This is a genomic window from Proteus sp. G2300, from assembly GCF_009915965.1.
Classification (GTDB): domain Bacteria; phylum Pseudomonadota; class Gammaproteobacteria; order Enterobacterales; family Enterobacteriaceae; genus Proteus; species Proteus vulgaris.
On the sequence record NZ_JAABNK010000024.1, the window covers coordinates 40740 to 62334 of the forward strand.

Sequence of the window (21595 nt, forward strand, 5' to 3'; positions counted from 1 at the left end):
AAGTAGGACACTATGTATCAACAATCAGCCAGTAAAATGTATGCTCAAATCGACGTTGAAAGCGAGATTTTAAATGCCACGCCTTACCAGCTGATCCAGATCCTATTTAATGGGGCGCTTAGCGCCCTTCGCCGTGCCTTAATATTAATGGAACAAGGGAATATCGCTGGTAAAGGCGAAAATATTTCTAAAGCCATTAATATTATTGGCAACGGATTAAAACAAGGTCTGGATAAAGAAAAAGGGGGCGAGCTTGCAGAGAATCTGGAGCTCCTTTATGACTATATGGTTAATCAGCTACTCGATGCCAATTTAAACAATAACCCAGAAAAAATTCATGAAGTCATCAAGCTCTTAACTGAAATTTCTGATGCTTGGCAACAAATCGGCACACAGATTAATTCTTATTAAACGAGAGTGGACAACAATATGGATATTATGGTGGCTTACGAGCAGGTTTTAAAATCAAGTGAGCAAATGTTAACGCTTGCCAAAGATCAGCAATGGGATAAGCTGATAGAAATGGAAATGGATTATTTAAAAAGCGTAGAAAATATCACTAAGATGATAAAACCTGCAGATAGTGAGCTGAGACTACAACAACGCCTCACAGATATGCTAAAGAAAATCTTAGAAAACGAAAATGAGACGCGAAATTTATTACGGGCTCGTCTAGATGAGCTCGGCGTGTTAATTAGACAGACTGAACAAGAGCAGAGGGTACAAAATAGCTATGGTCAGTTTACAGAACATAGTTATTATCCTGATCTCAACCTTAAATAACTCTCCTCTGCGCCAAAAGCGGTTTTATTAGCTAATGGCGTCTTTACTTAGCAATACAATGTCTTATGTTCAGCTTAATTTGTTATCGGTAACGTAAAAATAGCACTTATGACTTTATATTTTTATCTTCTTATTAAGCTGTTTGCTCTAAAACCATATCAATATGTGGAATGTTATCTTCAAGATAAATTTCTGAATCGATAACAAAACCATGTGATTGATAAAATGATACTAAATAAGCCTGTGCCATTATTTTTATCTTATTGGTATTAAATTGACGACATGTCGTTGCAATCGCCTCTTTTATTAATTGATGAGCAATGCCACTTCCCCGCCGATTTTGAGCGACAATCACTCGCCCTATTGATGCTTCTTTAAAGGCAATACCTTGAGGTAATAAACGAGCATAAGCAATAATTTGCTGATTATCGTCTCCTTTTGCAAACAGATGTAATGTGTCTTGATCTACCCCATCCAAATCTTGATAAGCACATTGTTGTTCACAAATAAAAACTTGATTTCTTAAGGCTAAAACAGCGTAAAGCTCATCCGTCGTAAGTTGTGAGAATGATTTTAACATCCAATTCATGTGCTTTATTCCGTGGTTTAAAATAATATTAAAGCAATATGTTATATCACAGATATGATTTTTTATTATTTAACGAAAATAGAAAAATGAAAGTCGCCCACTAGATCGTAGGCGACATATTAGTTCATAATTATCTGATAAGTAATAATTTATTTAATTACATCATAAAGTTGCTGATTAGAAAGGTAATCCGATATTAACCCTGTCGTAGGCTTATATTGTTCACCTTGGATATCAGAGAATGCCTTACCTTCTTTACCTAATGAAACCTTACGTTCATCGTTGCCCGTACTTTCATGGATAGAATAAGTTTTTCGACGCATTGCAATGTATTTATCTGCATCATTCACAATATCAGTATGGTAGCTCGTAATTTGTGTATCCGTTAAAGCTAATTTATTTGCTAAATCACAGCCCCAGCGCGTTAAACACACTTCGGCAAAATGGCGTACTATTAAACTTGGTGCATATAACGCATTTTCACCTTCACTACCATCAATAGAGGCATTACCCACTAATGTGGCATGACGACCTGAAATAGGAAAGATATGCATTTTAGTGTCAGATGTAACCATTGGGATCACGCAAGTAAATCCTTTTGAACGTTCATCTTTTGCATAAAATCCAACATATTCTTTGACGTTTTTACCAAGTGTGACTTTTTCAGGTTGAAAATTCAGAGGGCCTGGAACGGGGTCAATCGCAAAAATATTCACAGGAATATCTTTTAATTGAGGATCTGCCAACATCGCATTTGCTAGCATATGGCAAGTAATACCACCACGGCTCCAACCCACTAAGTTAACTTGTGTTGGAATAATGCCATCTTTGCGAAAAATACGAATAATTTGTTGCTGGAGCTGCTGTTGAGTGACATGACGATCGCCATAGTCATATTTACGCCATAAAAAAGAGCCTGTTACCTTAACATCTTCAATAGGAATGCCGGCTTTTTTCAGTTGGTTATACTGCTCTTCCGTCAGTTTTTCACGTTGCCAATCAAAGTTACCTTTCATTAAGCAAAGCGCATGGTTGACGTTTTCTTCCCACCCGCTACCAAAAAGTGAACCTTTGATATCAGAGTAATTAGGACTTTCAACCCATAAATCATCTTCTTGTAGATTACCACTACCAGGGCCATCAACAATAAACCACTGTGCGAACTCTCGTCCTTGGTTGTTTTGCGCTAAAGTGGCAACTAATTCCCCTTGCCAAAAGGTAGGATTAATATTATCAAATGAGTTAGAGCCGGTACCACATAAATAAACGGTTAATACTGTCATAATCAAATTTCCTTTTATTAATGACTAAAAAATCAAAATAATGATTTTTATTTCCTTGTATTGAGCTATTCCTTAGCCCACCAGCACATTACCCATAAGCCTTTTTTTATTCAATTATAAAAAATGAATTAGCAGAGTTGAGATCACATAATTGAATTTTATTTAAATAAAAAAATAAAAAAACGTTGTTAGATCAAGACAATTAAATAATATAAGTAAATATTCTAGTTTTTAATTATTTTTAATTTGGAATAAAGACATAAAGTAATGCGCTGAATAGTCATTACTAGAGTGGTATTTATATAAAAAAATCCCACATAATTAAATGTAGGATTTCTATTAAGTAGATGGAATTTCTTATAAACGATTAAAAGCGACTACTCTCACAGCAGGAATATCAGCTTGTGCCCCTTCAGCAACTTCCTGACATGCTTTATCTAACGCAATATGGGGTGTGATCCCACTTTCTGTTTCTACAATTTTATGTCCGGCGTAGGTATCACCATTTCTGGAACGCACTTTATACGCAATAAACCAATATTCCATATCATCACCGTTTACGTTATTAATCATGTAATTACCATAGCGTTTTATGACTCGCTTTAATGTGATAATAATCAATAATTTTTAGTTTAATAAAATTGTTTTATAAAAAAATGAACCGCATTGTAGAAACATCAGGCGTGATATTCCATTTCTGATTGCACTAATTTTTTTATTTTTATTGCTTTTTCAAAGTGATCCAATTTATGCGTCATTATCCACCATGTTGCAGCTTCCATTAATAATTCAGGATTGTCATTTTTATTTGCAAAAAAAGCATAAAAGGATAATCCCACGCCCTCTCCTTTGGCTGAAATCTTGTCATTACATATTTGAATTATTTTTTGTTGTAGTGATTTTCTCATATTCTCTCTATTTTTATTTTTCGGCATGGGAATAAATAGGAAAGAACAAATGCTCTATCCATGAAATTTGTTCCATAGTTGAATCAGTAACCAAGCCGAGATGATCCAGCAGATAACCGCCGTAGCCAGTGCTGTAAATAATTTCACATAGTTTATCATGACATAGAGTGAAATTAGATAAACCATATAAGGAATAACTGCCCATAAACTAAAAATAATGGTGGTTCGTAACGCTTCAATAGAACGTTCAGCACCTACAATATAGTGGGCTATTAGCGCAAAAGTCGGAAATAGTGGCACTAATCCCGCAATATAGTAATGACGAGATTTCGATAAAACAGCAATTAATACCACTACAAATGCACCTATCAGTGCTTTAGCCAGCAATCCCATTATTTTTTCATCAAGTTATAAAAAACTTAGTACTATCATACCTATTCACATTTGTATGTGAGTTCTAGCTAATATTTATTTAAACTCAAAATGAAAAAAGCAAGAAACAATATAGACATCTTTATTTTTTCGTATAATGCGTTTTACATTTTTTACTTTCCATAATGAAATCTCTTCTTCGTTCTCACCATGTTGAAGACAGATCATTTCATCTATTTTTGCCAATTCAAAATCTGAAAGTGAACCATATTCTTTAGTTAATATTTGGCCAGTGACATTTCTAGGCGCACCTGATTCTGGATAGACAGAAAAAATAACCTCAACCATAATAATGTTCTCTTATATTATTTATAACCTTACTGTTCCATAGAATAATGGGTTAAGTCACTTATTTAATAATCGCTTTTTATCCGTTTTTAATATTAAGAAGAGATAAAAGAGTGAGTTGCTTTGATATAGATGTGCAAAAGCACACATCAACAAAATGATGTGTTTATACTTTATGCACAAATCGGGGCACTCATTATCATAAAAGTATAAGTATTCAAATGGTTAATTACATTCGAAAGTTTATATCATCTATGCAATGACATTGAGCAAGATGCCCCATTCTGTTTTGATTAGGTATTTCTTATACAGCTATACATTAGCTATATAAAAGAAAAGTCACCTTTATCAAATGATAAGGCACTACACCTGCATACTCATGATTTCTTGATAAGCGGCGACCAGCTTATTACGCACTTGTACGCCCATTTGTAATGAGATACTAGATTTTTGCATATCCACCATCACATCGTTTAATTCGACACCTGGTGTACCTAAGGTAAACGCTTGCACTTTGTTGGTTGCATTTACTCGGGTTTCATTAATTTTACCCACAGCTTGAACAAGCTGAGTAGCAAACCCTGCTTGTACTGGCTGGGGTTTTGCAATATTGGATGCTTGCAAAGTCTGGATTTGCATTTTATCCAGAACACTTTCAATAGCTGGAATTGACATATAAACCTCTGCGTTAATCATCTAATTCAATTACTGAATCAATGTCATAGTAAGGAAGTGAACCAACACGCTTACCGAGTTATACCCTAACACAGGGGCTTCATTCCAAAGCGAGTAATTGACGCAAAAGTTAAGGGCTAATTACGCCATTAAATGAAACGCAAAAGGCCAATAATGAGACACCTGAGAGTAGGTTTATTTATTTGCGTAAGGGGAGTCTGTTTTGTTACGCCACGCTTTTAGTATTCATCCCGAACTACAAGGCAAGGATTGTCTATGAATGCCGAAAAAACCGACGTTGTGAACCAGAAAAAGGGTTTTAACGCCATTATTAACCGGATTAAAGCCGATCCGAAAATTCCGCTCATTATTGCGGGTTCGGCGGCAATTGCCATTTTTGTTGCTGCATTTTTATGGTTACAAAGCCCTGATTACAAGGTGCTTTATAGTAATCTTAGCGATAAAGACGGTGGCGAAATTGTCACACAGTTAACACAAATGAACGTACCTTATCGCTTGTCACAAAATGGCGCAGCGATCATGGTGCCTGACAATCAGGTTCATGAATTACGCCTGAAACTCGCGCAAGCGGGACTTCCTAAAGGCGGCGCTGCCGGTTTTGAACTGTTAGATAAAGAAAAGTTCGGGATCAGCCAATTTAGTGAACAGATTAACTATCAACGTGCACTTGAAGGTGAGCTTGCTCGCACTATCGAGACATTAGGTCCTGTACAAAATGCTCGTGTTCATTTAGCACTACCAAAACCATCCCTTTTTGTTCGTGAACAGAAATCCCCTTCTGCATCCGTTACGGTGGGTCTTTTACAGGGTAGAGCACTGGATGAAGGTCAAATTAATGCCATTGTGCATATCGTTGCAAGCAGTGTTGCAGGCATGCCTGACAGCAGTGTGACCATTGTTGACCAAAGTGGAAAATTATTGACACAACCTGATGCGTTAGGTCGTGACCTTAACTCTATTCAGCTGAAATATGTTCAAGAGCTAGAAAGTCGTTACCAGCAACGTATTGAAACGTTACTTGGTCCAATTGTGGGTCGTGGAAATGTTCATGCTCAGGTGACTGCTCAAGTTGACTTCTCTCATACTGAAGAAACAGCTGAAGAGTACAAGCCGAATCAGCCTCCTAATCAAGCCGCGGTGCGTTCCAAACAATTGAGCCAAAGTGAGCAAAATGGTGGCATGTTAGCTGGCGGTGTACCAGGTGCATTATCTAATCAACCCGTAGCCCCACCTCAAGCGCCAATTGAAACTCCAAAAGCGCAAGAAGGTGAGAAAACAGATGAAGCCAATACAACGGGCACTAATCGTACATTAACGCGTAATCCAAACAGCAATAGCCGTTTAGATGAAACAACCAACTATGAAGTTGATCGCCGTATTCGCCATATAAAACGTCCAGTGGGCAATGTCGAACGCCTTTCTGTTGCCGTCATTGTTAACTACAAAACGATTGAAGACACGAAAGAAGCGGCTGAAGGCGAAGAGCCTGTTGTTGAGACTAAACAAATTCCGCTCACTGATGAACAAATTCAGCAAATTGAAGGCCTTGTTCGTGAAGCGATGGGCTATTCCCAAGAACGTGGTGACTCATTAAGTGTCGTGAACTCGCAGTTTAACGATACTGAAGAGAAAGTGATCACTATACCGGTATGGGAAAACCCAGAAATTCTTGCGAAAGCATTAGATTTAGGACGCTGGTTATTACTTGTCATCATCGCATGGATCTTATGGCGCAAACTGGTGAAACCACAGCTTGATAAACGCCGTGAAGCTGAAATTGCCGCACAGAAAGCTGTGCTGAAAACGAAGCTACAAGTTAAAGATGATGTTGATGAAGCAGAATTAGATGACGAAGCAAGACGTAAACAAGCACGTAAACGCGTCAGTGCCGAATTGCAGAGCCAACGTATCCGTGAAATGGCAGAGAAAGATCCTCGTGTCGTCGCAATGGTAATTCGTCAATGGATGAGTAAAGAGCAATGAGTAATAACTTAACTGGAACCGAAAAAAGCGCCGTTATGTTACTAACACTCGGTGAAGACCGAGCGGCGGAAGTATTTAAGCATCTAAGTACACGCGAAGTTCAACAGCTGAGTATTGCAATGTCATCAATGCGCCATATCTCAAATCAGCAACTGATTGATGTTATGGCAAGCTTTGAAGAAGATGCAGTTCAATATGCGGCATTGAATGTAAATGCGAACGATTACTTGCGCTCTGTTCTGGTCAAAGCACTAGGTGAAGAACGCGCAAATAATCTGTTAGATGAGATCTCTGAAACTCGTGAAACAACAACGGGTATCGAGACGCTTAACTTTATGGAACCTCAAATGGCTGCCGATATTATCCGCGACGAACATCCGCAGATTATCGCCACTATCTTGGTTCACCTCAAACGGGGTCAAGCAGCAGATATTCTCGCCCTGTTTGATGAAAAATTACGTAATGACGTGATGTTGCGTATCGCAACATTTGGTGGTGTTCAACCGTCAGCATTAGCCGAGTTAACAGAAGTACTAAATAACCTGCTTGATGGCCAAAACCTCAAACGTAGCAAAATGGGTGGTGTTCGTACTGCTGCTGAGATTATCAACCTGATGAAAAGCCAGCAGGAAGAGAATGTCATTACTGCAGTACGCGATTACGACGGCGAATTGGCACAAAAAATTATCGACGAAATGTTCCTGTTCGAAAACCTTATCGATATCGACAACCGTTCTATCCAGCGCATTCTACAGGAAGTGGAATCCGACTCCTTGGTTGTGGCATTGAAAGGATGCGATCAAGAGCTACGCGATCACTTCCTCAACAATATGTCGCAACGTGCTGCTGAAATCATGCGTGATGATTTGAATTCTCGTGGCCCTGTTCGTATGTCTCAAGTGGAAGCAGAGCAGAAAGCAATTCTGCTTGTGGTACGCAAATTAGCAGAGACTGGAGAGGTTGTTCTTCATGGAGGAGACGATACCTATGTCTGATAAACATACTGATACTAACTGGAAGCCTTGGGTTCCCAAAGAGCTCACTGATTGGGCATTAACTGTCGAGGAAACGACAGAAGACGAAAAGGAAGTCGAAAAACAGGAAAAAGAAGTCGTTCAGCAACAGAAAGTCCTTGAGCAAATTAATATGCTTGATGACATGAAAGATAAGGCCCAAAAATTGGGCCACGCTGAAGGCTTTGAGGCAGGGAAAAACCAGGGTTATCAGGAAGGCTATCAGGCGGGATTACAATCAGGTATTGAAGAAGGTATTCGCCAAGGTATCGCTCAACAATCACCATTAATTAATGAGTGGCAAGGGTTATTAGCTGAATTTAGACATTCGCTGAATGGGCTAGACAGTGTGATTGCATCACGCTTAATGCAAATAGCCCTCACAGCAGCAAAAGAAGTATTAGGCCAACCTGCTGTCTGTGATGGCTCTGCACTGCTTGCACAAATAACCTTAATGTTACAGCAAGAGCAAATGTTCTCAAGCAATCCACAATTAAGAGTGAATCCAAAACATATTCCACAAATTGAAAAAGAGCTGGGTGATTCCCTGTCTGCTCATGGTTGGAAAGTTGTTGCCGATAACAGTATTCATGTTGGTGGATGCCGTGTTGTAACAAATGATGGCGATCTTGATGCCACGATTGCAACACGTTGGCATGAACTTTGCCGTCTTGCCGCACCGGAGGCGTTGTAATGACAGCAAGATTGGGGCGTTGGTTAGAAAAACTCAGTGAAGCAGAAGCACGTTTAAATAAAATTCCACGTGTGCGTCAATATGGCCGTTTAACCAGAGCAACAGGTTTAGTCATGGAAGCTAAGGGGCTAGTTATGCCTCTTGGCTCTACGTGTTTAATAGAACGCACCATTGGCAAAACCGTCGAAGAAGTCGAAAGCGAAGTGGTTGGCTTTAATGGTAGCCAAATGTTGTTAATGCCTTTACAAGAAGTCGAAGGATTAACACCTGGTGCTCGTGTTTATGCACAGGCTACCCCCGGTGGTGAAAATGAAGGTCGGCAATTACCACTAGGCGATGCGTTATTAGGACGTGTTTTAGATGGCTCGGGTTACCCTTTAGATGGTTTACCGCCACCAGATACGGGTTATCGAGCCCCTCTTATTACGCCCCCGATCAACCCATTACAACGAACACCGATTACAGATGTTCTTGATGTGGGTGTCCGTGCAATTAACGCATTATTAACAGTTGGTCGCGGTCAGCGCATGGGTCTTTTTGCAGGCTCGGGTGTGGGTAAAAGTGTGCTATTAGGCATGATGGCTCGTTTTACTCAAGCGGATGTCATTGTTGTTGGCTTAATCGGTGAACGTGGTCGTGAAGTGAAAGACTTTATCGAGAATATCCTTGGTACTGAAGGTCTGGCTCGCTCTGTTGTTGTCGCGGCTCCAGCTGACGTATCACCACTGCTTCGTATGCAAGGAGCTTCTTATGCTACACGTATTGCAGAAGATTTTCGCGATAGAGGTAAACATGTCCTGTTAATTATGGATTCACTCACCCGTTACAGTATGGCACAGCGTGAAATTGCGCTTGCAGTCGGTGAACCGCCAGCAACCAAAGGTTACCCACCTTCTGTCTTTGCGAAATTGCCTGCACTGGTCGAACGTGCAGGTAATGGTGTTGATGGTGGTGGTTCTATCACAGCTTTCTATACCGTTTTAACGGAAGGTGATGATCAGCAAGATCCGATTGCAGACTCTGCGCGCGCGATCCTTGATGGACATATTGTGCTTTCTCGCTCACTAGCCGAATCAGGGCACTACCCCGCTATTGATATTGAGGCGTCTATTAGCCGAGCAATGACGTCGCTAATTGATAAAACGCATTACCGTCGTGTGCAAGTGTTTAAACAGCTTTTATCAAGTTATCAACGTAACCGAGATTTAATTAATGTAGGCGCTTACGCCGCGGGTAGTGATCCAATGCTTGACAAAGCCATTGCACTTTATCCATCTCTCGCGAAGTTCTTACAACAAGATATCCAAGAGCAATGCAGTTATCAAAGTGCATGTGAGCAACTTAATCAACTGATCACACTAAACTCATTCTGAACATAATCAGAGAAAGTAAAGAGGGTTCCAATGCGGGAGCAGTCACCTTTAGTGACACTGAGAGAACTGGCACAGACAGCGGCTGAACAAGCCGCCATTCAACTGGCTCAGGTCCGGCAGAGTCATCAACAAATGGAACAGCAACTCAATATGTTGATTGGGTATCAGGATGAATACCGTGTACGTCTAAACGAAACGTTGAATTTAGGGGGGATGTCGTCAGCATCATGGCAAAACTACCAACAATTTCTCAAAACGCTCGAATTGACTATCGAACAACATAAACAACAACTTCAACATTGGCAGGCGCAACTTGACATTGCAACTGAACAATGGCGAGAAAAACAGCAACGACTCAATGCATTTGAGACTTTGGAGCAACGTGCGGAAGATAGCCGTAAGCGACATCTCGATCGTATTGAACAGAAACAAATGGACGAGTACGCACAGCGTAGTACTTTACGGAGAACAACTTGATGGAGATAACGCTTCTGACCATGGATGTCGCTGCAACCTCCCCGGGAACGACATCTGCCACACAAAGTCAGCCCGGTGATAATGCCCCGACTTTCGCTCAACTTTTGGGTTCTAAGCCCCAACAAGCGCAGAGTGATAAAAAGACAGCCAATATCGCAAACCATTCAACCAAAGAGAATAAAACACACTCTGACGAAGACAAAACAAAAGAAGACAATAATCATCTTGTGTCTGTTTCCGCTGAGCAGAAAGTGACAGACGAGCCTTCTCTAGATAAATCTCAACTCACGCTCACATTGCCAGATAATGAACAATTTGTAGCGATTGTTGAAAATAGAATGCCCTCTTCATTAATGTCAGCAGAAGAGCTTGCTGCTGAGCTTCCCGTTCAATTAGCAGGGCTACCAGGATTAAAACGTCTCGCCTTACCTTCTGACACGTTGAATCAAGCCTTGCAGCAGCCACACGCGGTTAAAACCAATGAAGATTTAGCTTCGTTAACACACGCACTTTCAAAAGATACCGAGTTGTCGGACTTCAACCTTACCGACAAGCTTAATCTATCAAAATCAGATGAAAAGTCCTTGTTAACCCAGCTACGTCCAGAGACAGCGACATTAGCAACAGAAAGTACACTTGCTGGTGCTAATCAAACAGAAAAACCTTCTGCCAAAAAAGTTGATAGCATCGCAACCCTTTTAACGCCAACTGCAGAAAAAGTGAATGCATTGCTAAATGGGGATAAGCAAGTTGCCACTGCAAAATTAACGGACAATGTTGCTCAACAAATGGTGACCGGTAACCGTGTTGCAGAAAGCGAACTTCACAACACACTGCCTACCTCATCTTCTTTTGCTTCACAAGGCGTTACAGGTCATGCTCACTCATCAACACAACCACAAATGCAATTTTCACCAATGGCAACACAAGTATTAAATGCACAAGTGGGCACACCTGAGTGGCAACAACAGCTTAATCAGCAAATTGTGATGTTTAGCCGTAATGGCTTACAGAAAGCGGAGTTACGTTTACATCCTGAAGAGCTAGGTTCATTGCATATTCGCATGAAAATAGAAGATGGACAGGCTCAGTTACACCTTGCGTCACAAAGCGGTCAAGTTCGTTCTGTATTAGAAAATGCCATGCACCAATTGCGTCAAGCACTCTCTGAAAACGGGATCCAGCTCACGCAAAGTCAGGTGTCTAGCGACACTAATGACAGTTGGCAACAACAAAATATGTCAGATTCCTCTCAATTTAGTGGAGATGGTGCCGATAATCATCAAGGAAGCGAGGGTAATTCAATGCAATTAACCTCTGAACCGGCACTACAAAAGATAACTCTTACGCCTCAAGAATTAGCATCTGCTCGTGGTGGTGTTGATATTTTTGCCTAATACAAATGTATTGGGAAGACACACTATGTCAATAAACGTAAGAGTTAATGGTTTTTTCCCTATCTGTTTCTGCCATTAAAAAACAGAAATAGCGGGATAATTAAGGTTGATTTAGATGGATATGGAAGTCCACAACAGTGAACACGTATCCACTACAAAACAGGAATTTAACTGTCCATGTCTAATTACAGCAATGAACGTAAAAGCTATAGCTTAATTCTGATCATCGTATTACTGGTGATCGCCATTATTGCAGCGGCATTCGGTGGATATAGTTGGTGGGCATTGAAGCATGCTAAATCAGGTTCAGCGGGCACTAGTCAGCAAAAAGTTATACCAGCACCCGTTTTTATGTCATTAGAACCCTTTACGGTAAATCTAATTGATGACGAAGAACACTTAGACAGAGTGCTCTACATAGGGATCACATTAAGATTACATAATGAAGACACTCGTAAGCGTCTACATGATTATTTACCTGAAGTTCGTAGTCGCTTGTTATTACTGCTTTCTCGTCAACAGGCTAATAAGCTTGCGACAGACAATGGAAAACTCCAGCTAATGACGGATGTAAAAGAAACGCTGAGACCGACTCTCGTACCGGGAGAATCTGAACAGATCCTCTCCGATGTACTGTTTACCACGTTTATTCTGCGATAATCATTATGAGCGATAATATCCTTTCACAGGCAGAGATTGATGCTCTGTTGAATGATGACACATCAGGTGACGACGCCAAAAAAAGCGCGAACAGGGAACCTGCGATAGCGAAGGATCCGAATGAACCGGATATTCAGCCTTATGACCCCAACACGCAACGCCGTGTGGTTCGAGAACGTTTACAGTCGTTAGAAATCATTAACGAACGCTTTGCGCGTCAATTCCGTATGGGGCTGTTTAACATGCTCCGCCGGAGCCCTGATATTACTGTTGGTGGTGTTAAAATCCACCCTTATCACGACTTTGCTCGTAATTTACCTGTACCAACAAATCTTAACTTGGTGCATTTAAAACCATTACGAGGCACCGCGTTATTTACCTTTGAACCGAATCTGGTTTATATCGCGGTAGATAACCTGTTTGGTGGTGATGGCCGTTTTCCAATCCCTGTGGAAGGACGTGAATTTACCAACACAGAGCAACGGATCATCAACAAAATGTTGAAGTTGGCACTGGATGCCTACCGTGATGCTTGGGATTCCATTTTCAAAATTCAAGTTGAATATGTTCGTTCTGAGATGCAAGTGAAGTTTACCAATATCACCTCATCACCGAATGACATTGTTGTTACGACACCTTTTCAGGTAGAGATCGGTTCAATGGTCGGGGAATTTAGCATTTGTATTCCATTTGCCATGATTGAACCATTACGTGAACGACTGATTAATCCACCAATTGAAAATGTTCGTCAAGAAGATGGGGTTTGGTTAGATAGTTTAGTCAACCAGGTTCAGCATTCAGAACTTGAACTGGTCGCAAACTTTACTGACATCCCACTGCGTTTATCAAAAGTGCTTACACTTAAAGAAGGGGATGTTATCCCTATTGATAAACCAGAAAGATTGATTGCACATGTTGATGGTGTGCCCGTATTAACAAGCCAATACGGTACAGTAAATGGGCAATATGCCCTTCGTGTTGAACACCTAATTAACCCTGTTTTAAACGCTCTGGATGAGGAACAAACCAATGAGTGATGCAAATCGCCCAACTGATAATTCACAATCGGCTGAGGATATGTGGGCTGATGCAATGGAACAGCAAACTGGGAAAAGCCAGGATAATAGTTCCGATTTATTTGAACATCTTTTACCTGAAGACGATACGCTTAATCACCTATCCGATATCAATTTGATCATGGATATTCCAGTCAAATTAACGGTAGAATTAGGCCGCACCAAAATGACCATTAAAAAATTACTCAGCCTATCTCAAGGTTCTGTCGTTTCACTGGATGGTTTAGCTGGTGAGCCTCTTGATATTCTTATTAATGGCTATTTAATCGCTCAAGGTGAAGTTGTCGTTGTTTCTGATAAATACGGTATTCGTATTACCGATATTATTACACCATCAGAACGTATGCGTCGTCTGAGTCGTTAATCTATGGAACAGCTTCCTTCCTTTTCCAGCCAAGGTGCGGTAAATACTACCGCGCCCGCTATAACACAGACCGTTCAACCCACTACACAACCCTTGCCTGTCAGTCAAAGTCTTGCTCAAGTCAGCACGGCGCTTGCAGGCATCATCGTTCTTATTATTGTTGCTATGTGGTTATTTCGTCGCTTTGGTTTTGCCCGTGGCTCATTAAAAGGCACAACAACACAGCTTAACGTTAAGGCAAGTTGTTCATTGGGTACAAAAGAACGTGTGGTGGTGGTTGAAATTGAACAGGAATGGCTTGTGTTAGGGGTAACACCATCACAGATAAACCTGTTGCATAAGTTACCTATCCCTGAAAAAGCCTCGCAGGAAGCGACAACATCATCTACATCGCCATTGTTTACTCAATTATTACAAAAAACGCTAAAGCGAGATAAAGGCAACTCATAATGCATCAGTGTGTCACTTTTTTTAACGCATTAACGCGTTGGCGTCTCTTCGCTAGTGTGCTGGTTTTAATCTTGTTCCCGACCAGTGCGTTTGCTCAGTTTCCAAGTGTTATTACACAACCTTTACCGGGTGGTGGCCAAAGTTGGTCATTGCCAGTACAAACCTTGATTTTCATTACAGCATTAGGTTTTATCCCTGCTGTTTTGCTGATGATGACAAGTTTTACTAGGATTATCATTGTATTAGGGTTATTACGTAATGCATTAGGAACACCATCAGCACCACCAAACCAAGTGGTTCTTGGTTTGGCGTTATTTATGACCTTTTTCATTATGGCGCCTGTATTTGATAAAATTTATCAAGATGCCTATATGCCATTTACTGAAGATCAAATTACCTTTGAGCAAGCATTAGAGAATGGTTCTAAACCTTTGCGCCAGTTTATGATGCAACAAACACGTGAAACTGACTTAGCGCTATTTGCTCGTCTTGCTGATGCACCTGCGTTTGAAACTCGCGAAAGTGTGCCCATGCGTATTTTGGTGCCTGCTTATATTACGAGTGAACTAAAAACCGCCTTCCAAATCGGTTTTATGATTTTTATTCCTTTTCTTATCATTGACTTAGTCGTTGCTAGTGTCTTAATGGCCCTTGGTATGATGATGGTGCCTCCTGCAACAGTCTCATTGCCTTTTAAACTCATGCTTTTTGTGTTAGTTGACGGTTGGCAATTAATACTAGGCTCGCTCGCACAAAGCTTTTTTAATTAGCGCAGAGGTAATCTATGACACCAGAATCTGTCTTAGCACTAGGTACAGAAGCGATGAAAATCGCTTTATCTCTCGCTGGCCCTCTTTTATTGTCAGCACTTGTGACGGGTCTTGTGATCAGTATGCTTCAAGCAGCAACGCAGATAAACGAAATGACATTATCGTTTATCCCTAAAATTCTTGCGGTATTAGTAGCTATTTTAGTCGCAGGACCTTGGATGTTAAGCTTGCTTATTGATTATATGCATAACTTATTTACAGGCATTCCTGGAATGATTGGTTAATTGCAATGATAACTCTGACCAGTGAAATGCTTAACGGCTACATGAGTGATTTTTTCTGGCCATTTGTGCGTATTCTTGCACTTTTTAGTACTGCGCCACTATTTAGTGAAAAGCAGACACCGAAGAAATTCCGTATTGCACTCGCTTTTTTAATTACAGCATTAGTCGCACCTGGCTTACCACAAAGTAATGTGCCTTTATTCTCGCTTATTGCCTTTTGGGTTCTGTTGCAGCAAATTTTGATTGGTACAATTCTAGGGCTATCGATGCAGTTGGCATTCGCTTCTGTTCGTCATGCCGGTGAAGTGATTGGTTTACAAATGGGGCTTTCATTTGCTACCTTCGTCGATCCATCGGGTGGCCCTAACATGCCTATTTTGGCACGTATCTTTAATATGTTGACGATGTTACTATTTTTAGTGTTTGACGGACATTTATGGTTAATATCAATATTAGTAGATACATTTTATGTCGTTCCTATTGGAAATCAAACATTTAACTCAATCGGCATTCTCACTTTAGTTCAAAGTGGAGGCACAATCTTTATTAACGGTATGATGCTAGCCATGCCATTAATCACCCTACTCCTTGTTCTTAATCTTTCATTAGGTATTCTAAACCGTATGACACCACAACTATCTGTCTTTGTGGTTGGTTTTCCGCTTACCCTCACCATAGGCATGTTAGCATTATCGATGATTATGCCCGCATTACCTGTATTTACAGAGCGCGTCTTTAGCGATACGTTTAATCGCATCACTTTAATATTACACCAGTTGATTTCTTGAGATTTAAATCAAGTTACCTATTCTTGTATAATATATAAATACTAAGCACTATAAAAACAAAAGCTCAAACACATCTCCACACGAACAACTATTAACCGTTATGCATCAAGCATCAATCCAAAGTGAATATGAAGAAATTATTGATTTCATGATCAAAGCTAACTTATAAAAGAGTGAAGATAATGGTATTGCCTTAACAGAGTGGCAAAAGAAACGATTGAAAGTGTAGCAAGAAAATATATTTTAGTAGCTCAATTACGCAATATTACACCTAGTAAAATTAAGCAAAAAATAACTGAATCAAATAAATAAAATTCTAATCGTCCCAACTGGGATGCAGATACTCAGCTAGAAAAAAAGCATAATGTTATGGCTGGTGCTTACATTAAATAAAAAAATCCCCTGATAAATAAATACCAGGGGTGATATCAAAATATCTTAAAACAGTACTAAATAATTAGCGATACATTTTGAACATCGACATGTCTTTCATATCATTAAAGACTTTATAAGAAGCCTGTAATACAGACTCTTCTTGGTAATAATCAGAAATGGCTTGCGTCCAGTCTAAATCGCGTAATTCACTTAAACGTTTTGCGTTTCTTAACGACGTATCTGCCCCTAAATCATCCAAATTATCAAGTTCTTGAAGTTGTAAACCTAACTTGGCCTCAACACTTGAAATATTATTTAAGGTTGCACGGTTAACACGGTTTGCAGCATCAATTTTTTCTAATGCTGCATCACGATCTGCTTGTGGTTTACCTGTTAACGGTTCACGTAATGCAGTAATAGCACCATCTAATGCTTCAAAAATATCCGGTGCTGTTCCTTTACTCCCTGAAGATTGTAATGTTTCAATCCCAGTGAAGTTAGTGACCATTTCAATATTACTATCTACTTTTTGGGTAATTTGTTTATCACCACCTTGGTAGGTGATTTTGCCTGTTGCATCAGCCACAAAAGGCGGTTTATCTGATTGGAAACCAGCAAAAATATAGCGACCCACACCATCTTTTGTATTACCAATACCCACTAGCTGATCTTTTAAACCTTGTAATTGATCAGCAAGAGATGAACGGTCTTCATCACTTAATGTTGCATCATTACCCGCAGCAACCAGCGTTTCTTGAATTTTAGTTGTAATATTAACCATTTGACTGGCTAAACTCATTTGCAAAGACATACTGTTTTTTGCAAACCCACGCGCTGTTGCATATTGCTGGTTACGTGATTCAGATTGCTTAACCATAACGGCTTGAGAAGCCGCCATTGGATCATCTGATGGTTTTTCAACACGACGACCACTGGAGATTTTATTTCCTTCAGTCATCCATTTGCTTTGCGAACTGGTGATATTATCCATTCGCTGGGAAAATATTTGATTTGAACTTAAGCGCACAATTTATTCCTTAATTCGTGAGGCTTATAAAACCTGCATAATCGCATCAAACATGGTATTTGCTGTTTGGATAACTTTAGCATTTGCCATGTAATATTCTTGGATACGATACATTTCACCGTATTCTTCATCCAAGTTCACACCAGAAACAGATTGTTGCTGAGACTGAATACTTTTGGTGATTGAGGTCTGTGCATCAAAATCAACTTGTGCTGTATTGACTTTATTACCCACCATACTAATCAATGAGCCATACCCACCAGCAATTGTTGTTTTACCATCAATAATTTTTTCATCAGGTAACTCAAACAATTTTTTCATATTTTCGTTATCGCTTGGGCCTGTATCTTTAGAGCCAGCAGCCGCAATCTTACTTGGATCCGTCACAGCTACTTCCATACCTGCAATCACATTACCCACAGATTGAACCACAATAGAATCACCTTCTTGTGGTGTGCCATTAACTTTGATACTCATACCTTCGAATTTTAATTCGCCCGTTGTCGCATCAGGTGTGGCTTGAAATTTACGTTCACCAGGTTCTACTGTGACATTCCATTTGCCACCCTCATATGTAACGGTATAGTCAGCAGCTTTCACTTCTTTAGAATCGGTATATTTCACATCAAAGGTAGCATCACCTTTGTTTTTACCGTTCGTCATTACATGAGCACCACCTAACTTAAAGAAATCCTCACCTTTGTCACCATTTAAATCATAGCCTTCTTTGTGTTGTTTATTAAATTGATCACCCAACACTAATGCTAATTGATTCAATTGATTACGGCTTGGATCTAATACTTCGTTACGGCTACGGTATGCACCGCCAAGTTCACCGCCTTTAATGCGTTTTGCATCCACTTCACGAACTTCATCAATACCATTGCTATAACCGATAACAAGGCGTTCACTGTTTTTGTTTGATGGAATAGCGGACACTTCATAAGCGCGTGTACCAGAAACTAACGGTAAACCATTAGCAAATGTCACGTTAACAAAACCACCGTCTTGTTGTGTAACTTGAACATCCACTAATGTATTCAATTCTTGAACTAAACGATCACGTTGGTCTAATAAGTCATTCGGATCAGCACCATTAAAGCCTTTAGAACGACTAATTTCGTTATTTAATTTGGCGATCTGCTTTGTGTATTCATTGATGTTTTTAGAGGTATTCGTTACCTGACTATTGATATCTTTTTCCAGATCACGCAATGATTGGTCTGCTTTTGCAAACATATTAACCATGGCTTCTGCTTTACCAATAACTGTCGTACGTGCAGGATTATCTTCTGCATTATTTGTTACGTTTGGTAAGCTAGTAAAGAATTCGTCAATTGCACTCGAAACATCATTCCCTTTATCTGCTAACAAATCATTAATTTGTGAGATGTTTTTAGTATAGCTATTTAGGGCGCTTTGTTTAGTCACGGCACGATTCAATTGACCAGCCAGGAATTCATTGTACTCACGATGAATACGACTGACGTTTACGCCATTACCGATATAGCCATTACCGGTCATCGTACCCCCGTTTTCATTAAATACTGTCATTTGACGGTTATACCAACTAACTTTCTGATTAGCGATGTTATTACTGATAGTGCTCATCGCAGCTTGTGCCGCATTAAGTCCGCTCATCGCTGTATTAATTAAACTATTGGACATTTGTCTATCCTTTTACGTTTAGTCATCTCCCGTATGTACGGAGCATAACTGGGCAATTGATATGAATGCTCTGGTCTTTATTATCGGTTCTTCCCCTCTAAACTTGAGGGGAAAATAATTAAAATAAATCGCTTAAATCGTGAGTATAAGTTTTAGCAACTTGCTCACCGCTTCCTTTTAATTGACCAATAATTGAAACCAATTTTTTCGCATACCCGGGATCAGTGGCATAACCCGCTTCTTGGATACGGTAAGCGGCTTGTTCTGGGGTTTGAGCTTGAGGTACTTTCGCATAACGAGGACTTTCAGTAATCAGTCTGAGGTAATCCTGAATAGCTTCAACATATGAGCCATAAACACGGAAATTATCACGCATCTTAATTGACTTACCCTCGATAACCTCTGTGGTCATGATATTCGTAACAGGCCCTTTCCAACTACTTCCTGCTTTAATACCAAAGAGGTTATAACTTGGCTTGCCGTCACCTGTTAGGATTTCACGTTTTCCCCAGCCTGATTCAAGCGCAGCTTGAGCAACAACTAATAGGTGATGTACACCTGTACCTTCTGTCGCTTTTTTCGCTGGCCCTAACAATTTTGATGCAAAAGTAGCACTACTTTCAGATAAACCTTTAAGCTTGCCTATCGTACTTTCAACTGCATTTTGATACGGCTGCATAGCACGATAAATTTGCCCCAATGCTTGCGTTGGCATGGATTGAAAAATATCGCTGCCATCTAATGGCATTGGTGTTTTTCCTGCCATCTCACTAGGCTCCATTGTTACCTTGGCAGAAAGTTGTTTTTCTATCATGTCAGCAAAGCCCAAGCCTTTTTGTGATAAGTCTTGAGCGATTTGTTGATCATAAAGAGAGGTGTACATCTTGGTACTTTCTGAGTTAAACATGCCCTCTTGAGGAATCGCTTCACGCATGCTCTTTAACATCATTTGAACAAAAACACCTTCAAGCTGCTGCGCCACTTGGCGCAGCCCTTGCTGATCAGCGTTTTGTCCAACCTGATATTTAAGTTTATTCAATGCATTACTGTCATATGCCGGTGTTGATATTGTCGGCATTGAAGAAAGCAGAGATAAATCTTTCATCAGATAATCTCCAATCTCGCACGTAAGCAACCCGCGCTTTCCATTGCCTGCAAAATTGACATTAAATCTGTTGGTGTTGCACCAAGAGCATTTAATGTACGAATAACCTCATTTAGGCTAGCACTTGCATTCACTTGTTGTAATGAACCACCTTGTTCACTCATATTCACACTGGTGTTACGCGTTACAACCGTACTTCCTCCAGCAAATGGGGTATTAGGCTGGCTCACATTAACTTGGCTATCAACCGTGACAGAGAGGTTACCTTGTGCAATAGCACAACTTCCTAATGTCACATCCCGATTCATAACAACTGAACCTGTTCTTGCATTAATAATCACTTTTGCATCAGCAACAACGCGCTTAATATCAAGGTTTTGAACTTCTGCCAAGAAACGCACTTGTTCGCTTTTACCAATAGGAACGCGCAATTGAACCGTACGTGCATCTAATGGAATGGCTGTTCCCACACCGCGTAATTTATTAACTGCATCTGAAATGTGTTGTGCCAACGTGAAGTTTTCTTCATTCAGTTGTAAGTTTAATAGGCCTGTTTGACCAAATTGAGACGGTAATTCACGTTCAATAATCGCGCCACTACTAATACGCCCACCGGCTAATTGATTGACTTTGACACTATTTCCGCCCGCAGAAGCACCCGCTCCGCCAACCACAATATTGCCTTGTGCTAATGCATAAATTTGGTTATCAACCCCTTTAAGTGGAGTCATCAGCAACGTACCACCACGTAAGCTTTTTGCATTACCTAATGATGAAACAACGACGTCGATTGATTGCCCTGTACGACCAAAAGGCGGTAATTTTGCTGTTACCATCACCGCAGCAACGTTTTTCAATTGCATATTGGTGCCGGGTGGTACGGTGATCCCCAATTGTGAGAGCATGTTATTCAGACTTTGCGTGGTAAACGGGGTTTGCATTGTTTGGTCGCCCGTTCCGTCTAATCCCACCACTAAACCATAACCAATCAGCGCATTTTCTCTTACCCCTTCGACAGAGGTGAGATCTCTGATCCGTTCGGCATGGGCGGAAAAACCGACACATGTCATCACGATAAAGAAAAGGCTCATCGCTATTTTTTTCATCTGGAT

At 40.2% G+C, this 21595-nt stretch carries 26 protein-coding genes; 15 read left to right on the forward strand and 11 right to left on the reverse strand.

Annotation, left to right across the window (positions count from 1 at the left end; all coding sequences use genetic code 11):
- The first annotated feature begins 12 nt into the window (after positions 1 to 12).
- Positions 13 to 411: a flagellar export chaperone FliS gene (gene fliS / locus GWI97_RS14610; protein WP_036935783.1), complete on the forward strand. Its 399-nt coding sequence runs from the start codon at positions 13 to 15 to the stop codon at positions 409 to 411.
- An 18-nt stretch (positions 412 to 429) separates the two neighbouring features.
- The gene (gene fliT, locus GWI97_RS14615; protein WP_036935781.1) at positions 430 to 783 is read left to right on the forward strand and encodes a flagellar protein FliT; all 354 of its coding nucleotides are present in this window, start codon (positions 430 to 432) and stop codon (positions 781 to 783) included.
- 133 nt (positions 784 to 916) lie between these two features.
- Here the strand turns inward: fliT and GWI97_RS14620 are convergent, their stop codons facing one another.
- The 7 genes from GWI97_RS14620 to fliE form a co-directional block, all read right to left on the reverse strand.
- Positions 917 to 1372 (reverse strand): GNAT family N-acetyltransferase, encoded by a 456-nt coding sequence (locus tag GWI97_RS14620; RefSeq protein WP_036935779.1) that lies wholly within the window; start codon positions 1370 to 1372, stop codon positions 917 to 919.
- A 149-nt stretch (positions 1373 to 1521) separates the two neighbouring features.
- Complete coding sequence (locus tag GWI97_RS14625) at positions 1522 to 2655, reverse strand: hypothetical protein (RefSeq protein ID WP_036935777.1); 1134 nt, start codon at positions 2653 to 2655, stop codon at positions 1522 to 1524.
- 357 nt (positions 2656 to 3012) lie between these two features.
- On the reverse strand, positions 3013 to 3228 hold the full coding sequence (locus GWI97_RS14630; RefSeq protein ID WP_006533140.1) for a hypothetical protein: 216 nt from the start codon (positions 3226 to 3228) through the stop codon (positions 3013 to 3015).
- A gap of 104 nt (positions 3229 to 3332) precedes the next feature.
- Complete coding sequence (locus tag GWI97_RS14635; RefSeq protein ID WP_036938942.1) at positions 3333 to 3563, reverse strand: DUF6500 family protein; 231 nt, start codon at positions 3561 to 3563, stop codon at positions 3333 to 3335.
- A 54-nt stretch (positions 3564 to 3617) separates the two neighbouring features.
- Positions 3618 to 3956, reverse strand: coding sequence for a GlpM family protein (locus tag GWI97_RS14640; RefSeq protein ID WP_179951916.1), 339 nt, complete (start codon positions 3954 to 3956; stop codon positions 3618 to 3620).
- A 75-nt stretch (positions 3957 to 4031) separates the two neighbouring features.
- Positions 4032 to 4283, reverse strand: coding sequence for a hypothetical protein (locus GWI97_RS14645; protein ID WP_036935774.1), 252 nt, complete (start codon positions 4281 to 4283; stop codon positions 4032 to 4034).
- A 363-nt stretch (positions 4284 to 4646) separates the two neighbouring features.
- The gene (gene fliE, locus GWI97_RS14650) at positions 4647 to 4958 is read right to left on the reverse strand and encodes a flagellar hook-basal body complex protein FliE (protein ID WP_004248328.1); all 312 of its coding nucleotides are present in this window, start codon (positions 4956 to 4958) and stop codon (positions 4647 to 4649) included.
- Positions 4959 to 5234: 276 nt separating this feature from the next.
- Between fliE and fliF the strand changes: the two genes are divergently transcribed.
- From fliF to fliR, 13 genes are all read left to right on the forward strand, one after another.
- Positions 5235 to 6962: a flagellar basal-body MS-ring/collar protein FliF gene (gene fliF, locus GWI97_RS14655; RefSeq protein WP_036935773.1), complete on the forward strand. Its 1728-nt coding sequence runs from the start codon at positions 5235 to 5237 to the stop codon at positions 6960 to 6962.
- The gene (fliG, locus tag GWI97_RS14660) at positions 6959 to 7957 is read left to right on the forward strand and encodes a flagellar motor switch protein FliG (RefSeq protein ID WP_006533145.1); all 999 of its coding nucleotides are present in this window, start codon (positions 6959 to 6961) and stop codon (positions 7955 to 7957) included. The genes fliF and fliG overlap by 4 nt, the downstream gene beginning before the upstream one ends.
- Positions 7950 to 8669 (forward strand): flagellar assembly protein FliH, encoded by a 720-nt coding sequence (gene fliH / locus GWI97_RS14665; RefSeq protein ID WP_036935771.1) that lies wholly within the window; start codon positions 7950 to 7952, stop codon positions 8667 to 8669. Before fliG ends, fliH begins: the two co-directional genes overlap by 8 nt.
- Complete coding sequence (gene fliI / locus GWI97_RS14670) at positions 8669 to 10042, forward strand: flagellar protein export ATPase FliI (RefSeq protein ID WP_036935769.1); 1374 nt, start codon at positions 8669 to 8671, stop codon at positions 10040 to 10042. The genes fliH and fliI overlap by 1 nt, the downstream gene beginning before the upstream one ends.
- 30 nt (positions 10043 to 10072) lie before the next feature.
- Positions 10073 to 10519 (forward strand): flagellar export protein FliJ, encoded by a 447-nt coding sequence (fliJ, locus tag GWI97_RS14675; protein WP_036935767.1) that lies wholly within the window; start codon positions 10073 to 10075, stop codon positions 10517 to 10519.
- Positions 10519 to 11916: a flagellar hook-length control protein FliK gene (locus GWI97_RS14680; RefSeq protein WP_123822295.1), complete on the forward strand. Its 1398-nt coding sequence runs from the start codon at positions 10519 to 10521 to the stop codon at positions 11914 to 11916. The genes fliJ and GWI97_RS14680 overlap by 1 nt, the downstream gene beginning before the upstream one ends.
- Before the next feature lie 177 nt (positions 11917 to 12093).
- Entirely contained in the window at positions 12094 to 12576 is a 483-nt protein-coding gene (gene fliL, locus GWI97_RS14685) for a flagellar basal body-associated protein FliL (RefSeq protein WP_006533151.1), read from the forward strand.
- A 5-nt stretch (positions 12577 to 12581) separates the two neighbouring features.
- The gene (gene fliM / locus GWI97_RS14690) at positions 12582 to 13613 is read left to right on the forward strand and encodes a flagellar motor switch protein FliM (protein ID WP_023581831.1); all 1032 of its coding nucleotides are present in this window, start codon (positions 12582 to 12584) and stop codon (positions 13611 to 13613) included.
- Positions 13606 to 14016 carry a flagellar motor switch protein FliN gene (fliN, locus tag GWI97_RS14695; RefSeq protein WP_006533153.1) on the forward strand — a complete coding sequence of 137 codons (411 nt, stop codon included), beginning with the start codon at positions 13606 to 13608 and terminating at the stop codon, positions 14014 to 14016. Before fliM ends, fliN begins: the two co-directional genes overlap by 8 nt.
- Before the next feature lie 3 nt (positions 14017 to 14019).
- A complete protein-coding gene (gene fliO / locus GWI97_RS14700) occupies positions 14020 to 14466 on the forward strand; it encodes a flagellar biosynthetic protein FliO (RefSeq protein ID WP_036935761.1) in 447 nt (148 codons plus the stop codon).
- Entirely contained in the window at positions 14466 to 15236 is a 771-nt protein-coding gene (gene fliP / locus GWI97_RS14705) for a flagellar type III secretion system pore protein FliP (RefSeq protein ID WP_087802139.1), read from the forward strand. Before fliO ends, fliP begins: the two co-directional genes overlap by 1 nt.
- A 14-nt stretch (positions 15237 to 15250) precedes the next feature.
- Positions 15251 to 15520 carry a flagellar biosynthesis protein FliQ gene (gene fliQ, locus GWI97_RS14710; RefSeq protein ID WP_036935757.1) on the forward strand — a complete coding sequence of 90 codons (270 nt, stop codon included), beginning with the start codon at positions 15251 to 15253 and terminating at the stop codon, positions 15518 to 15520.
- A 5-nt stretch (positions 15521 to 15525) separates the two neighbouring features.
- Positions 15526 to 16308 carry a flagellar biosynthetic protein FliR gene (gene fliR / locus GWI97_RS14715; protein WP_036935755.1) on the forward strand — a complete coding sequence of 261 codons (783 nt, stop codon included), beginning with the start codon at positions 15526 to 15528 and terminating at the stop codon, positions 16306 to 16308.
- A 457-nt stretch (positions 16309 to 16765) separates the two neighbouring features.
- On the opposite strand, the gene flgL is transcribed toward fliR, so the two are convergent.
- The 4 genes from flgL to GWI97_RS14735 form a co-directional block, all read right to left on the reverse strand.
- Positions 16766 to 17710, reverse strand: a complete 945-nt coding sequence (gene flgL, locus GWI97_RS14720; RefSeq protein WP_087802138.1) for a flagellar hook-associated protein FlgL — start codon at positions 17708 to 17710, stop codon at positions 16766 to 16768.
- Between the two features lie 24 nt (positions 17711 to 17734).
- Positions 17735 to 19378, reverse strand: coding sequence for a flagellar hook-associated protein FlgK (flgK, locus tag GWI97_RS14725; protein ID WP_036935751.1), 1644 nt, complete (start codon positions 19376 to 19378; stop codon positions 17735 to 17737).
- Positions 19379 to 19496: 118 nt separating this feature from the next.
- Positions 19497 to 20483, reverse strand: a complete 987-nt coding sequence (gene flgJ, locus GWI97_RS14730) for a flagellar assembly peptidoglycan hydrolase FlgJ (protein WP_036935749.1) — start codon at positions 20481 to 20483, stop codon at positions 19497 to 19499.
- The gene (locus GWI97_RS14735) at positions 20483 to 21589 is read right to left on the reverse strand and encodes a flagellar basal body P-ring protein FlgI (RefSeq protein ID WP_036935747.1); all 1107 of its coding nucleotides are present in this window, start codon (positions 21587 to 21589) and stop codon (positions 20483 to 20485) included. The genes flgJ and GWI97_RS14735 overlap by 1 nt, the downstream gene beginning before the upstream one ends.
- Positions 21590 to 21595 lie beyond the last annotated feature (6 nt).

Bases quoted from the DNA above. Each gene is read 5' to 3' on its own strand.
- fliS (WP_036935783.1), top strand. From the start codon at position 13: ATGTATCAACAATCAGCCAGTAAAATGTATGCTCAAATCGACGTTGAA.
- fliT (WP_036935781.1), top strand. From the start codon at position 430: ATGGATATTATGGTGGCTTACGAGCAGGTTTTAAAATCAAGTGAGCAA.
- GWI97_RS14620 (WP_036935779.1), bottom strand. From the start codon at position 1,372: ATGAATTGGATGTTAAAATCATTCTCACAACTTACGACGGATGAGCTT.
- GWI97_RS14625 (WP_036935777.1), bottom strand. From the start codon at position 2,655: ATGACAGTATTAACCGTTTATTTATGTGGTACCGGCTCTAACTCATTT.
- GWI97_RS14630 (WP_006533140.1), bottom strand. From the start codon at position 3,228: ATGATTAATAACGTAAACGGTGATGATATGGAATATTGGTTTATTGCG.
- GWI97_RS14635 (WP_036938942.1), bottom strand. From the start codon at position 3,563: ATGAGAAAATCACTACAACAAAAAATAATTCAAATATGTAATGACAAG.
- GWI97_RS14640 (WP_179951916.1), bottom strand. From the start codon at position 3,956: ATGGGATTGCTGGCTAAAGCACTGATAGGTGCATTTGTAGTGGTATTA.
- GWI97_RS14645 (WP_036935774.1), bottom strand. From the start codon at position 4,283: ATGGTTGAGGTTATTTTTTCTGTCTATCCAGAATCAGGTGCGCCTAGA.
- fliE (WP_004248328.1), bottom strand. From the start codon at position 4,958: ATGTCAATTCCAGCTATTGAAAGTGTTCTGGATAAAATGCAAATCCAG.
- fliF (WP_036935773.1), top strand. From the start codon at position 5,235: ATGAATGCCGAAAAAACCGACGTTGTGAACCAGAAAAAGGGTTTTAAC.
- fliG (WP_006533145.1), top strand. From the start codon at position 6,959: ATGAGTAATAACTTAACTGGAACCGAAAAAAGCGCCGTTATGTTACTA.
- fliH (WP_036935771.1), top strand. From the start codon at position 7,950: ATGTCTGATAAACATACTGATACTAACTGGAAGCCTTGGGTTCCCAAA.
- fliI (WP_036935769.1), top strand. From the start codon at position 8,669: ATGACAGCAAGATTGGGGCGTTGGTTAGAAAAACTCAGTGAAGCAGAA.
- fliJ (WP_036935767.1), top strand. From the start codon at position 10,073: ATGCGGGAGCAGTCACCTTTAGTGACACTGAGAGAACTGGCACAGACA.
- GWI97_RS14680 (WP_123822295.1), top strand. From the start codon at position 10,519: ATGGAGATAACGCTTCTGACCATGGATGTCGCTGCAACCTCCCCGGGA.
- fliL (WP_006533151.1), top strand. From the start codon at position 12,094: ATGTCTAATTACAGCAATGAACGTAAAAGCTATAGCTTAATTCTGATC.
- fliM (WP_023581831.1), top strand. From the start codon at position 12,582: ATGAGCGATAATATCCTTTCACAGGCAGAGATTGATGCTCTGTTGAAT.
- fliN (WP_006533153.1), top strand. From the start codon at position 13,606: ATGAGTGATGCAAATCGCCCAACTGATAATTCACAATCGGCTGAGGAT.
- fliO (WP_036935761.1), top strand. From the start codon at position 14,020: ATGGAACAGCTTCCTTCCTTTTCCAGCCAAGGTGCGGTAAATACTACC.
- fliP (WP_087802139.1), top strand. From the start codon at position 14,466: ATGCATCAGTGTGTCACTTTTTTTAACGCATTAACGCGTTGGCGTCTC.
- fliQ (WP_036935757.1), top strand. From the start codon at position 15,251: ATGACACCAGAATCTGTCTTAGCACTAGGTACAGAAGCGATGAAAATC.
- fliR (WP_036935755.1), top strand. From the start codon at position 15,526: ATGATAACTCTGACCAGTGAAATGCTTAACGGCTACATGAGTGATTTT.
- flgK (WP_036935751.1), bottom strand. From the start codon at position 19,378: ATGTCCAATAGTTTAATTAATACAGCGATGAGCGGACTTAATGCGGCA.
- flgJ (WP_036935749.1), bottom strand. From the start codon at position 20,483: ATGAAAGATTTATCTCTGCTTTCTTCAATGCCGACAATATCAACACCG.
- GWI97_RS14735 (WP_036935747.1), bottom strand. From the start codon at position 21,589: ATGAAAAAAATAGCGATGAGCCTTTTCTTTATCGTGATGACATGTGTC.